This window comes from Mitsuaria sp. 7 (assembly GCF_001653795.1).
Lineage (GTDB): Bacteria > Pseudomonadota > Gammaproteobacteria > Burkholderiales > Burkholderiaceae_C > Roseateles.
This window is the reverse complement of sequence record NZ_CP011514.1, coordinates 5,622,218-5,634,330: the sequence shown is the minus strand read 5'-3', so window position 1 is coordinate 5,634,330 and position 12,113 is coordinate 5,622,218. Positions and strand designations below refer to the sequence as shown.

The following is a 12,113-nucleotide window of genomic DNA, read 5'->3' as shown; positions in this document are numbered from 1 at the left end:
CCAAGGCCATGTGCGAAGACCGCCTGGGTGCTGCGGTCGCGCCCAATGAAAAGGCCCGCATCAGCGGGCCTTTGTGCGAGCGGAGGGCGCCTTGGGGTCAGGTCGCCTGCGGCGCGGCACCGCCGGCCTGCGCCTGCTGCGCCGCCTGGGCCAGACGCTGCGTCAGTTCCTTGCGGAAGCGGTTCAACTCCTGGACGCTGGCGAAGCTGCGCTCCATCAGCAGGCTCATGTTGTGCAGGATACGCTCGACGACCTTGTTCTCCCAGACGGTGTCGAACTGGATCTGCGTGTCCAGCCAGCGCTCCAGCCATTCCGGATCGGGCAGGCGGCTCTGGATCGTGTCGCGCGGGAACAGCTTGGCGTTCACGTGCAGGTTGGTCGGATGCAGCGCCTGCGCCGTGCGGCGCGCGCTGGCCATCAGCACGCCGACCTTCGCGAACGCGGCCTTCGCCTCGTCGCCGAACTTGGTCATCGCGCGCTTCATGTAGCGCAGGTAGGCGCCACCATGGCGGGCCTCGTCGCGCGACAGGGTCTCGTAGATCGCCTTGATGACCGGCTCGGTGTGCCATTCGGCGGCGCGGCGGTACCAGTGGTTCAGGCGGATCTCGCCGCAGAAGTGCAGCATCAGCGTCTCCAGCGCGGGCGCCGGATCGAACTCGAAGCGCACCTCGTGCAACTCGGCTTCCGTCGGCGCCATGTCGGGACGGAAACGGCGCAGGTACTCCATCAGCACCAGCGAATGCTTCTGCTCCTCGAAGAACCAGACGCTCATGAAGGCCGAGAAGTCGCTGTCGTCCTTGTTGTCCCGCAGGAACATCTCGGTGGCGGGCAGCGCGGACCACTCGGTGATCGCGTTCATCTTGATCGTGCGCGCCTGATCGTCGGTCAGCTTTGACGCGTCGAACTTGTCCCACGGGATGTCCGTGTCCATGTTCCAGCGCACGGCTTCGAGTTGCTTGAAGAGTTCGGGATAAAGCATCAGTCTGCGTCCTGTTGAGCGCGGCGGATTCTACCGGCCGCACCATGACATTCCCTTACGCCATCGGCCCGTGGGGCGATCTGGCCTAATCGCGCTTCCAATGAACCTGATGCCGCGTTCGCTTCTTTCGCAGCACCGCGGCTTTTGGACCATCCGGATTTACCGATCCCAGGAGACAACGACATGACCCCGTCCTTCGGCCCCTTCCTCCGGCGAACCGCGCTCCTGCTGGCGGTGCTCGTGGCACCGTTCGCCGCGAGCTCCGCCCATGCCGCGCCCGCGGCGGAAACCACCGCCGCGTCCACCGCATCCTGCCCTGAACTGCTCAATCGTCAAATGCCCCGTCTGCAGGATGAGAAGCCCCAGGCTCTCTGCCAGTACGCAGGCAAGGTCGTGCTGGTGGTCAACACGGCCAGCTTCTGCGGCTACACGCCGCAGTACAAGGCGTTGGAAGCGCTGTCGGCGCGCTATGCGGACAAGGGCCTGGTGGTGCTCGGTTTTCCATCCGGTGACTTCGGCAACCAGGAGTACGGCAGCAACAAGGAAATCGCCGAGTTCTGCGAGAACACCTTCAACGTGAAGTTCCCGATGTTCAGCAAGAGCAACGTGGCCGCCGGAAAGTCCGATCTGAATCCGTTGTTCGCCGATCTGGCCAAGCGCTCAGGCCAATCGCCGAAGTGGAACTTCCACAAGTACCTGATCTCGCGCGACGGCAAGCAGGTCATGAGCTTCGCGTCCGGCGTGAGCCCGGACAGCCCCCAGTTCACCCAGGCGGTGGAAAAGCTGGTCGCACAACCGCAGTGAGCGGCACGCTGATCGGCTGAATTGAAAAACCTGAACTCCCGCACCTTCTTCGCTTGCAAAAGCTGAATGAAAGGCGCGGGTTCTGGCAATCGGTGCGCCTGTAGCGAGGGGTCGTCATCACCCTGAAAACTGTCCCGGCTAGGCGGGACAACGGTGACAGTTGCTCACTTATTCGTTCATCGGTGGGATGACATCGACCGCGATGCGCTGCACCATGACGGCTCGTTCAACACATCGCTGACGACAAACGCAGCGTCGACAGCCGGTAGCAGCGCTCACTTTGAGGACGCTTAAACGGGCTGGAAGGCGCAGCGGTTCAGGAGGGCATTCCGGGTTTCCACCGATCCCGGCAGCGATGGGAGTACAGTCAACGCATCCACTTTCAGCCGCAAGACCTGCTTCCTCGTGAAGCTGCAATCCCGAGGCCTTTCTCCTCCTCCTCCCTCCCTCCCTCGTTGGCCAGGGGCGTCTTGAGGCTACTTTTATACCCAGGGCTTCCGCATCGCGGAGGCCCTTTGTATTTCTGCCTTGCGGAGACTTTCGACAGCAGAAGAAGTCCGGGAGGGCTTCGTGGGCCTCAGGCGAGCCAGCCCTTGCGGCGGAAGTAGATGAAGGGCGCGGTGACCGACGCGACCATCAACCCCAGCGCGAAGACGTAGCCGTACTTCCAGTGGAGCTCCGGCATGCCGTCGAAGTTCATGCCGTAGACGCTGGCGATCAGCGTCGGCGGCAGCAGCGCGACGCTCGCGACCGAGAAGATCTTGATGATCTTGTTCTGGTTGATGTTGATGAAGCCGACCGTGGCGTCCATCAGGAAGTTGATCTTGTCGAAGAGGAAGGCCGTGTGCGAGTCGAGCGAATCGATGTCGCGCAGGATCTGCCGGGACTCCTCGAACTGCTCGGCGTTCAGCATGCGGCTGCGCATCATGAAGCTGACCGCGCGACGCGTGTCCATCACGTTGCGCCGGATGCGGCCGTTCAGGTCTTCCTCGCGCGCGATCGCCGCGAGCACCGCGCCGGCCTCGGTGTCGTTGACATCCTTCTTCAGCACGCGCGCGCTGACCTTCTCGAGGTTGTCGTAGATGCCCTCGAGCACGTCGGCGGAGTACTCCGCGTCGGCGTCGTAGAGCTTGAGCAGCACGTCCTTCGCGTCCTCGATCAGCGCGGGGATGCGGCGCGCGCGCAGGCGCAGCAGGCGGAAGACCGGCAGGTCCTCGTTGTGGACCGAGAACAGCACGTTGTTGAACAGGATGAAGGCCACGCGCACATTGCGCGGCGCCTCCATGTCGTCGATCAGGAAGTCGGAGCGGATGTGCAGCTCGCCGTTGTCTTCCTCGTAGAAGCGGGCCGACTCTTCCAGGTCTTCGTCGACGATGTCCTCCGGGATCACCAGCCCGAAGCGTTCGCGGATCCAGTCCTTCTCTTCCGGCGTGGGCGATTCCAGATCGACCCAGACCGGGTCACGGCCGTCGTCCGTGCGCGCGAGCAGCTCGGCGGCGGTGGCGATCTCCTCCTGGACCATGCCTCCCTTGAGGCGGCCGTTGTCCAGCGTGAAAACATTCAGCATGCGGGTCCTTCGTCGGCGGTGACGCGCTCTGGCGAACGCGCAAGCCGGAGTGCGCGTTGACGGACCCTCGGGATCGTCGCGGCGCAGGAAGTGTCAGGGAGCGGGCGGCGCCGGAAAGCGGCACGCGCGGGATGCAGGTCGAAGGTGGCCCGTCTCACTCCGGACAAGCGTCGCGGCGGCGTTGCTGGCGGTGACGCTGAACGCTCAGAAGCTGCGGCGGTTTGACGCTGGAGCGGATGGCCACAGAGAGTGGTCGCTGTCCAAGGGGAACTCCAGTAATCGGGACGCGGAATTATCACATCGCGTCCTCGGGGGCGGCAAGGAAGCGCGCCTGGGAGCGTCAGCCACACAACACCCAGCATTCGAGCACGGACCTCGCCATGCCGCAAGGCGGGAATATTCGCCCCCAAACCTTGCTTTTCATCACTTGCCCGAGCCCCGGAACGGGAGCAGACTGGTCCCGTCTTCTTCATCGATGTCGCCTCAGAACCCGCATGCCATCGGCCCTCGCGGCCTTCCGGGTCCCTCGCGGACCGTTCATTCCGACGCCATCTCCTGATCCCCCATCCGCTTCCAGTCCGCTTCCGACACCCCGTCGGCGGCGTGGCCTTCCACCCACATCGATTTCCTCACCGCCCCAAGGCCCAAAGACCCCCAAGACCCTGAACTGCTCTTTTCAAAGCGGCATCCGCCGCCGACTCGACACCGTTTCCGACCAAGCCCTTGTGAAAGGAGGCTTTATGAACCTGACCATCAGCGGCCACCATCTCGAAGTGACACAGGCTCTGCGTGAGTACGTGCTGAACAAGTTGAGCCGGGTCATCCGGCACTTTGACCAGGTTGTGGACATCAACGTCCTGCTGACCGTGGAGAAGCAGAAGGAGAAGGATCGACGCCAACGCGCGGAAGTCACGTTGCATGTGAAGGGACGGGAGATCTTCTGCGAACACTCGCACGAGGACCTCTACGCGGCCATCGACGAGCTGATGGACAAGCTGGATCGGCAGGTCTGCCGCCACAAGGACCGTGTGCAGAACCATCATCATGAATCGGCCAAGCGCATGGACCTGAGCGCCGGGTGACCGGCCCAGGGCTCCCGCCATGGCGAATGCCGGGCGGCGGGCCCGCTCCCGGACCCCGGGGTTTCCCGAGGTTCCACCCGCAAGGCGGCCCATCGGGCCGCCTTTTTGCCGAGAATTGTTGCAATGCAACACCAGGGACGACGTTTTCACAGGAGCGTCGCATCCGGCATGCCCCTGTCGGTGGCGGGATTCCTATAATCCTGTCCCTCAACCCTCGAATCTGCGCCCCGCTGGTGCGCAGTGCTGCTCCCCCAGCCCGCCGGTCGTCGTGACCGGCAAATGCCCGATGAACCGTCTCGCCGCCATCCTTCCTGCCAGCAACGTGCTGGTCGATGTGGACGCTTCCAGCAAAAAGCGGGTCTTCGAACACGCGGGGCTGCTCTTCGAGAACAACCATTCGATTTCCCGCGCCGCGGTCACGGACAACCTGTTCGCCCGCGAACGCCTGGGCTCGACGGGCCTGGGTCACGGCGTCGCGATCCCGCATGGCCGGATCAAGGGCCTGAAGAATCCGCTGGCCGCCGTGCTGCGCGTGCAGCAGCCCATCGGCTTCGACGCGCCGGACGACGAGCCGGTCACGCTGCTGATCTTCCTGCTGGTGCCGGAAGCGGCCACGCAGAGACACCTCGAGATCCTGTCCGAGATCGCCGAGATGCTGTCCGACCGCGAACTGCGCGAGCGTCTCAAGACCGAGCCCGAAGCCGCGACGGTGCATCGCCTGATCGCCGACTGGGAGCCGCTGAAGTCGGTCGCCTGAGCGCCGACGCAGCTTTCCGACCCCTCACCGCCACGACCCCGGCCCGCCGAACTTGAAAGCCACTTCCATCAGCGCGGACCGGTTGTTCGAGGAACACCGCGAGGCCTTGCGTTGGGAGTGGATCGCCGGACACGCGCATCCTGAGCGCCGTTTCGACGAAGCCGCGCTGCGCGACGCGCAGTCGGCCGCCGACCTTGTCGGCTACCTGAACTACATCCATCCCTACCGCGTCCAGATCGTGGGCCGGCGCGAGGTCGGTTACCTGAGCCAGGCCTCCGGTGACGTGCTGGATCGCCGCATCGCTCGCATCGTCACGCTGGAACCGCCGGTGATCATCGTCGCCGACGACCAGGTACCGCCGGACCGGCTGGTCGCGATGTGCGACCGCGCCGAGATCCCGCTCTTCACCACGGCGGAAAGCGCCGGCCATGTCATCGACCTGGTCCGCGCCTACCTCGCGCACGTCTGCGCCAACCGCACGACGCGGCATGGCGTGTTCATGGACATCCTGGGCCTGGGCGTACTGCTGACCGGCGAATCCGGCCTCGGCAAGAGCGAACTGGGCCTGGAACTGATCAGCCGCGGCCACGGTCTGGTGGCGGACGATGCGGTGGACTTCTTCCGCATCGCGCAGACCGCGATCGAAGGCCGCTGCCCCGAACTCCTGATGAATCTGCTGGAAGTCCGCGGCATCGGCCTGCTGGACATCAAGGCGATCTTCGGCGAGACGGCGGTGCGCCGGAAGATGCGGCTCAAGCTGATCGTGCACCTGGTCCGCAAGGAAACGATGGAGCGGGACTTCGAACGCCTGCCCTACGAGCCCTTGTACGAGGACGTGCTGGGCATGCCCGTGCGCAAGGTCGTGATCGCGGTGGACGCGGGCCGCAACCTGGCCGTGCTGGTCGAGGCCGCCGTGCGCAACACCATCCTGCAATTGCGCGGCATCGACACCTACCGCGAGTTCGTCGAGCGCCACCAGCGCGCGATCGAGCAGGGCCTCAACGACACGAACTGACGCCGACGGTCCGATCGATCCGGCGATGCAAAAGGGGCTCCATCGGAGCCCCTTGTCGTTCCAGCCGGATCAGCAGCACGCCTCAGCGGGCCACCTTGTTCGGGCAATCCTTCTTCACGCAGTTCGCGTACAGCGCGAGCGAGTGCTCCTGCAACTGGAAGCCGCGATCCAGCGCGATGGCGTGCTGGCGCTCCTCGATCTGCGGGTCGTAGAACTCCTCGACGAAGCCGCAGGTCAGGCACACGAGGTGGTCGTGGTGATGACCCTCGTTGAGCTCGAACACGGCCTTGCCCGACTCGAAGTGATTGCGCGACAGCAGGCCCGCCTGCTCGAACTGCGTGAGCACGCGATAGACCGTCGCGAGACCGATGTCCGCGCGTTCATCGAGCAAAGCTTTGTAAACGTCCTCGGCGGTCATGTGCCGCTGCTGGGTCGTCTGGAAGATCTCGAGGATCTTGATGCGGGGCAAGGTGGCCTTGAGCCCGCTGTTCTTGATTTCGTCTGACCGGTTCATGGGGTTTGCGCCTGCGGAAGAGCGTGGGTGCGTGCCGCTAGAATCCGTCGATCATAGCCCTAGCGCCTCGGCCGAGACGTGCCATGTCATTGAATTTCCGTATCCCCCGCATTGCACGCCGGACCGCTTCCGGTTCCGCCGTGGCCGGCCTGGTCGTTGGTCTCCTGACGCTGGGCGGCTGCTCGCAGATGCCCAAGTTCGACGCGCTCTCCGTGAGCGGGGACAAAGTGCTCGGCCTGGTCACGCCGTACCGCGTCGAGATCGTCCAGGGCAACGTCGTCACCAAGGAGCAGATCGCCGCGATCAAGCCCGGCATGACACGCGCCCAGGTGCGCGACGTGCTCGGCTCGCCGCTGCTGACCGACGTCTTCCACGAGGCCCGCTGGGACTACGTGTTCACGATCCGGCGCCAGGGCGCCGCGCCGCAGAACCGCCACATCCTGCTGAGCTTCGACGGCGACCAGCTGTCGAAGATCGACGCGCCGGACGACCTGCCGACCGAGAAGGAATTCATCGCGTCGATCAACACGCTGAAGGTCTCCGGCAAGGAGCCCAAGCTCGAGCTGACGGAAGAGGAGCGCAAGGCGCTGCCGCCGCCGGTGCGCACCGCCGCGACCACGACGCCGGAGCCGATCGGCCCGACGCGCGACTACCCGCCGCTGGAGCCCCGCCGATGAGCCGTCTGCGGATCGCGATCACCGGCGCGTCCGGCCGCATGGGCCGGATGCTGGTCGAAGCGGTGCTGGCGGCGGAAGACCTCGAACTGGCGGCCGCGCTCGATCGCGACGGCAGCGCCGCGCTGGGTCAGGACGCCGGCGCCTTCCTGGGTCAGGCCACGGGCGTGGCGATCACCAGCGACGTCGCGGCCGGTCTGGCCAAGGCCGACGTGCTGATCGACTTCACCCGCCCCGAAGGCACGATGGCGCACCTCGCGCTGTGCGCCGAACTGGGCGTGCGCACCGTCATCGGCACCACCGGCTTCAGCCCGGACGAGAAGGCGAAGATCGGCGAGTTCGCCCAACGCGCCGCCGTCATGATGGCACCCAACATGAGCGTGGGCGTGAACGTCGTGCTCAAGCTGCTGCAGCAGGCGTCGAAGGCGCTCGCGCAGGGCTACGACATCGAGATCGTCGAGGCCCACCACCGCCACAAGGTCGACGCGCCCAGCGGCACCGCGCTGAAGATGGGCGAGGTCGTCGCCGAGGCGCTCGGCCGCGACCTGAAGACCTGCGCGGTCTACGGCCGCGAAGGTGTCACCGGCGAGCGCGATCCGTCGACGATCGGCTTCGCCACCGTGCGCGGCGGCGACGTGATCGGCGATCACACCGTGATGTACCTGGGCATCGGCGAGCGCATCGAGATCAGCCACAAGGCCTCCAGCCGCGCCACCTTCGCGCAGGGCAGCCTGCGCGCCGCGCGCTTCCTGGGTGAACGCAAGACCGGGCTGTTCGACATGAACGACGTGCTCGGCATCGCCTGAGCCCACGGACTTCCCTGATCGGCGCCCGACCCACGACGCGATGACCGAACTGATCCACCTCTGGCAAGCGGGCGACGGTGTCGCCCGTTTCGTTTCCCTGCTGCTGCTGGCGATGTCGGTGTGCAGCTGGGTGCTGATCTTCTGGCGCAGCTGGACGCTGGCGCGCGCGCGGACCGATCTTGGCCGCGGCCTGCCGGTGTTCTGGGCGGCGCCCGATGTCGGCCAGGGCCGCGATCAGTTGAAGGCCCTCGATCGCGGCGCGCTGATGCTCCCGCTGATCGACGCCGCGATGCAGGACAGTGCCCCGGGCACGCTGGCCGCCTCGGCACGGAAGACGTCGCAACTGACGCGCCGCCTGCGCGACGCCCTGCACGTCGTGCTGAACGGCCTGAGCCGGGGTCAGGTCGTGCTGGCGACGATAGGCGCCACCGCGCCCTTCGTCGGCCTGTTCGGCACCGTCTGGGGCATCTATCACGCGCTGCTGAGCATCTCCTCGTCCGGGAACTTCAGCCTGGACAAGGTCTCCGGTCCGGTCGGCGAGGCGCTGATCATGACCGCCGCCGGCCTGGCCGTGGCGATTCCGGCCGTGCTCGCCTACAACCTGTTCGGCAAGTGGGTCGCCGCCTGCGAGGCGGAACTCGAAGGTTTCGCGCATGACCTGCGCGAGCTGGTCGGCGGCGCCTGAGCGCCCTGCCCGTCCGGACGCCTCCGCCATGAGTTTCGGCCGCCTCGAACGTCGCGAAGCGCCCAAGCCGATGGGCGAGATCAACATGACGCCGTTGATCGACGTCATGCTGGTGCTGCTGGTGATCTTCATCATCGCGGCCCCGCTGATGGGCAGCGCGCTCAAGCTGGACCTGCCCAAGAGCGACGCGGCCTCCCCCGCGCCAGGTGCGAACTTCATCGCGCTGTCGATCACGCCCGAAGGCGAATACGTACTCGGCGAGGACAAGCTTGACGCCAAGGCCATGCGCGAGCGCCTGACGCAACTGGCCCAGCGCCAGCCCGATGCCGAGCTTCGCCTGAGCGCCGACCAGTCCGTGCCCTACGGCAAGGTCGCGCAGCTGATCGGCTGGGCGCAGAAGGCGGGCCTGAACCGGATCGCGTTCGTCGCCGAGAACGGCGAAATCGACGAGAAGGCCGACGGCGCCGCCCCCGCAAAGGGCGCCACGGCCCCCCCGAAGCGCTGATCGTTCCCCCCGCAGGGCGGCCCTCCCACGGAGGATCGGGCGACGGCGCGCAGCCTCCTACAATCGACGGCTACGTTGCCCGAGCCACCATGAACGAGAAATACGCTCCCTCCGAGGTCGAACAGGCCGCCCGCGATCACTGGAACGCCCGCGACGCCTACCGCGTCGTCGAGGACGCGTCCAAGCCGAAGTTCTACGCCTGCTCCATGCTGCCCTACCCGAGCGGCAAGCTGCACATGGGCCACGTCCGCAACTACACGATCAACGACATGTTGACCCGTCAGCTGCGCATGAAGGGCTACAACGTGCTGATGCCGATGGGCTGGGATGCCTTCGGCCTGCCCGCGGAGAACGCGGCGATGAAGAACAAGGTGCCGCCGGCCGCCTGGACCTACGACAACATCGCGTACATGAAGTCGCAGATGCAGGCGATGGGTCTGGCGATCGACTGGTCGCGCGAGATCGCCACCTGCAAGCCGGACTACTACCGCTGGAACCAGTGGCTATTCCTGAAGATGCTGGAAGCCGGCGTCGCCGAGCGCCGCACGCAGGTCGTGAACTGGGACCCCATCGACCAGACCGTGCTGGCGAACGAGCAGGTCATCGACGGCAAGGGCTGGCGCTCGGGCGCGACGATCGAGAAGCGCGAGATCCCCGGCTACTACCTGAAGATCACCGACTACGCCGAGGAACTGCTGGCCGCGGTGGCCGATCCGTCGGACGCGAACTACCTGTCGGGCTGGCCCGAGCGCGTGCGCCTGATGCAGGAGAACTGGATCGGCAAGAGCGAGGGCGTGCGCTTCGCCTTCCCGCATGCGATCACGGGCGAGGACGGTCAGCCCATCCAGGGCGGCCTGCTCTACGTCTTCACGACGCGTGCCGACACCATCATGGGCGTGACCTTCTGCGCCGTCGCGCCGGAGCATCCGCTGGCCGCGCATGCCGCGAAGACCAACCCCGCGCTGGCCGCGTTCATCGAGGAATGCCAGCAGGGCGGCACGACCGAGGCCGAACTGGCCACGCAGGACAAGAAGGGCCTGGCGACCGGCCTCTTCGTGACGCACCCGCTAACCGGCGAACAGGTCGAGGTCTGGGTCGGCAACTACGTGCTGATGAGCTACGGCGACGGCGCCGTGATGGGCGTACCGGCGCATGACGAGCGCGACTTCGCCTTCGCGAAGAAGTACGGCATCGCGATCAAGCAGGTCGTGGCGGTGGGCGACGAGGCCTACTCGACCGACGCCTGGGCCGAGTGGTACGGCGACAAGCAGCGCGGCCTGTGCATCAACTCCGGCGCGCTGGACGGCCTGACGCACAAGCAGGCCGTGGACAAGGTGGCCGAACTGGTCGGCACCAAGGGCCTGGGCGAGAAGAAGACGACCTGGCGCCTGCGCGACTGGGGCGTCAGCCGCCAGCGCTACTGGGGCACGCCGATCCCCATCATCCATTGCGACAGCTGCGGCGCGGTGCCGGTCCCCGAGAAGGACCTGCCCGTCGTGCTGCCCGAGGACTGCATCCCCGACGGCAGCGGCAACCCGCTGGACAAGCGCGCGGACTTCCTGGATTGCAGCTGCCCGAAGTGCGGCGCCGCGGCCAGGCGCGAGACGGACACGATGGACACCTTCGTGGACAGCTCGTGGTACTTCATGCGTTATTGCGACGCGACCAATCCGGAAAAGATGGTCGCCGACGGCACCGACTACTGGATGCCGATGGACCAGTACATCGGCGGCATCGAACACGCGATCCTGCATCTGCTGTACGCGCGCTTCTGGACCAAGGTCATGCGTGACCTGAAGCTGATCAAGTTCAGCGAGCCCTTCACCAACCTGCTGACGCAGGGCATGGTGCTGAAGGGGGCGTTCTCCCGCAAGCCTGAAGACGCCGGCAAGAACTACTACTGGGAACACGAGGTCGACGTCATCCGCAACGAGCATGGCGTGCCCACCGGCGGCACGCTGAAGGCCGACGGCCTGCCGCTCGAGTACGAGATGACGACGATGTCGAAGTCGAAGAACAACGGCGTCGACCCGCAGGCCCTGATCGACGAGTACGGCGCCGACACGGCCCGCCTGTTCGTGATGTTCGCGTCGCCGCCCGAACAGACGCTCGAGTGGAACGACGCCGGCGTCGAAGGCGCGCACCGCTTCCTGAAGCGCGTGTGGGGCTTCGGCACGAAGCACGCCGACGCGATCAAGACCGGCGGCGCCGATGTCGCCGCGCTGAGCGACGACGGCAAAGCGCTGCGCCGCGAAGTCCACCTGGTGCTGAAGCAGGTCTCGTACGACTACGAGCGCATGCAATACAACACCGTGGTTTCGGGCGCGATGAAGCTGCTGAACGCGCTGGAAGGCTTCAAGGCCGAGGGCCAGTCGGCGGCGGTCCGCGAAGGCTTCTCGGTGCTGCTGCGCGTGATCTACCCGGCCTGCCCGCACATCGCGCACGCGCTGTGGACCGAGCTCGGCTTCGCCGCCGAACTGGGCGAGCTGCTGGACGCCGCCTGGCCGCAGGTCGACGAGCCGGCGCTGGTGCAGGACCAGATCGAGCTGATGCTGCAGGTCAACGGCAAGCTGCGCGGCGCGATCAAGGTGGCGGCCTCGGCCGACAAGGCCACGATCGAGGCGATCGCGCTGGCCAGCCCGGACTTCGAGAAGTTCGCGGAGGGCAAGGCGCCCAAGAAGGTCGTCATCGTGCCCGGTCGTCTCGTCAACGTGGTGGTGTGAGC

At 66.1% G+C, this 12,113-nt stretch carries 12 protein-coding genes; 9 read left to right on the top strand and 3 right to left on the bottom strand.

What is annotated here, in order from left to right:
* Positions 1–97 precede the first annotated feature (97 nt).
* Positions 98–979 carry a ferritin gene (locus tag ABE85_RS24770; RefSeq protein ID WP_067281155.1) on the bottom strand — a complete coding sequence of 294 codons (882 nt, stop codon included), beginning with the start codon at positions 977–979 and terminating at the stop codon, positions 98–100.
* Between the two features lie 183 nt (positions 980–1,162).
* On the opposite strand from ABE85_RS24770, the gene ABE85_RS24765 reads away from it, so the two are divergent.
* Positions 1,163–1,783 (top strand): glutathione peroxidase, encoded by a 621-nt coding sequence (locus tag ABE85_RS24765; RefSeq protein ID WP_067281153.1) that lies wholly within the window; start codon positions 1,163–1,165, stop codon positions 1,781–1,783.
* A gap of 577 nt (positions 1,784–2,360) precedes the next feature.
* Here the strand turns inward: ABE85_RS24765 and corA are convergent.
* Complete coding sequence (gene corA, locus ABE85_RS24760; RefSeq protein WP_067281145.1) at positions 2,361–3,350, bottom strand: magnesium/cobalt transporter CorA; 990 nt, start codon at positions 3,348–3,350, stop codon at positions 2,361–2,363.
* A gap of 740 nt (positions 3,351–4,090) precedes the next feature.
* Here corA and hpf point away from each other — a divergent pair.
* The 3 genes from hpf to hprK all read left to right on the top strand — a co-directional run bounded on the left by hpf (position 4,091) and on the right by hprK (position 6,204).
* The gene (gene hpf / locus ABE85_RS24755; RefSeq protein ID WP_067281141.1) at positions 4,091–4,432 is read left to right on the top strand and encodes a ribosome hibernation-promoting factor, HPF/YfiA family; all 342 of its coding nucleotides are present in this window, start codon (positions 4,091–4,093) and stop codon (positions 4,430–4,432) included.
* Positions 4,433–4,718: 286 nt separating this feature from the next.
* A complete protein-coding gene (gene ptsN / locus ABE85_RS24750) occupies positions 4,719–5,189 on the top strand; it encodes a PTS IIA-like nitrogen regulatory protein PtsN (RefSeq protein ID WP_067281138.1) in 471 nt (156 codons plus the stop codon).
* A 52-nt stretch (positions 5,190–5,241) separates the two neighbouring features.
* The gene (hprK, locus tag ABE85_RS24745; protein ID WP_067281136.1) at positions 5,242–6,204 is read left to right on the top strand and encodes an HPr(Ser) kinase/phosphatase; all 963 of its coding nucleotides are present in this window, start codon (positions 5,242–5,244) and stop codon (positions 6,202–6,204) included.
* Positions 6,205–6,286: 82 nt separating this feature from the next.
* Here hprK and fur read toward each other — a convergent pair whose 3' ends face one another.
* Entirely contained in the window at positions 6,287–6,718 is a 432-nt protein-coding gene (fur, locus tag ABE85_RS24740) for a ferric iron uptake transcriptional regulator (RefSeq protein ID WP_067281134.1), read from the bottom strand.
* Positions 6,719–6,801: 83 nt separating this feature from the next.
* Between fur and ABE85_RS24735 the strand changes: the two genes are divergently transcribed.
* The 5 genes from ABE85_RS24735 to leuS all read left to right on the top strand — a co-directional run bounded on the left by ABE85_RS24735 (position 6,802) and on the right by leuS (position 12,111).
* The gene (locus tag ABE85_RS24735) at positions 6,802–7,395 is read left to right on the top strand and encodes an outer membrane protein assembly factor BamE (protein WP_082938924.1); all 594 of its coding nucleotides are present in this window, start codon (positions 6,802–6,804) and stop codon (positions 7,393–7,395) included.
* The gene (dapB, locus tag ABE85_RS24730) at positions 7,392–8,198 is read left to right on the top strand and encodes a 4-hydroxy-tetrahydrodipicolinate reductase (protein WP_067281132.1); all 807 of its coding nucleotides are present in this window, start codon (positions 7,392–7,394) and stop codon (positions 8,196–8,198) included. Before ABE85_RS24735 ends, dapB begins: the two co-directional genes overlap by 4 nt.
* 40 nt (positions 8,199–8,238) lie before the next feature.
* Positions 8,239–8,883: a MotA/TolQ/ExbB proton channel family protein gene (locus ABE85_RS24725; RefSeq protein ID WP_067281129.1), complete on the top strand. Its 645-nt coding sequence runs from the start codon at positions 8,239–8,241 to the stop codon at positions 8,881–8,883.
* Between the two features lie 28 nt (positions 8,884–8,911).
* Entirely contained in the window at positions 8,912–9,388 is a 477-nt protein-coding gene (locus ABE85_RS24720; protein ID WP_067283517.1) for a biopolymer transporter ExbD, read from the top strand.
* A gap of 89 nt (positions 9,389–9,477) precedes the next feature.
* The gene (leuS, locus tag ABE85_RS24715; RefSeq protein WP_067281127.1) at positions 9,478–12,111 is read left to right on the top strand and encodes a leucine--tRNA ligase; all 2,634 of its coding nucleotides are present in this window, start codon (positions 9,478–9,480) and stop codon (positions 12,109–12,111) included.
* Positions 12,112–12,113 lie beyond the last annotated feature (2 nt).

Excerpts from the sequence above, each read along its gene's own strand:
- ABE85_RS24720 (WP_067283517.1), top strand. The coding sequence starts at position 8,912 with ATGAGTTTCGGCCGCCTCGAACGTCGCGAAGCGCCCAAGCCGATGGGC.
- hpf (WP_067281141.1), top strand. The coding sequence starts at position 4,091 with ATGAACCTGACCATCAGCGGCCACCATCTCGAAGTGACACAGGCTCTG.
- fur (WP_067281134.1), bottom strand. The coding sequence starts at position 6,718 with ATGAACCGGTCAGACGAAATCAAGAACAGCGGGCTCAAGGCCACCTTG.
- ABE85_RS24735 (WP_082938924.1), top strand. The coding sequence starts at position 6,802 with ATGTCATTGAATTTCCGTATCCCCCGCATTGCACGCCGGACCGCTTCC.
- ptsN (WP_067281138.1), top strand. The coding sequence starts at position 4,719 with ATGAACCGTCTCGCCGCCATCCTTCCTGCCAGCAACGTGCTGGTCGAT.
- leuS (WP_067281127.1), top strand. The coding sequence starts at position 9,478 with ATGAACGAGAAATACGCTCCCTCCGAGGTCGAACAGGCCGCCCGCGAT.
- ABE85_RS24725 (WP_067281129.1), top strand. The coding sequence starts at position 8,239 with ATGACCGAACTGATCCACCTCTGGCAAGCGGGCGACGGTGTCGCCCGT.
- dapB (WP_067281132.1), top strand. The coding sequence starts at position 7,392 with ATGAGCCGTCTGCGGATCGCGATCACCGGCGCGTCCGGCCGCATGGGC.
- corA (WP_067281145.1), bottom strand. The coding sequence starts at position 3,350 with ATGCTGAATGTTTTCACGCTGGACAACGGCCGCCTCAAGGGAGGCATG.
- ABE85_RS24765 (WP_067281153.1), top strand. The coding sequence starts at position 1,163 with ATGACCCCGTCCTTCGGCCCCTTCCTCCGGCGAACCGCGCTCCTGCTG.
- ABE85_RS24770 (WP_067281155.1), bottom strand. The coding sequence starts at position 979 with ATGCTTTATCCCGAACTCTTCAAGCAACTCGAAGCCGTGCGCTGGAAC.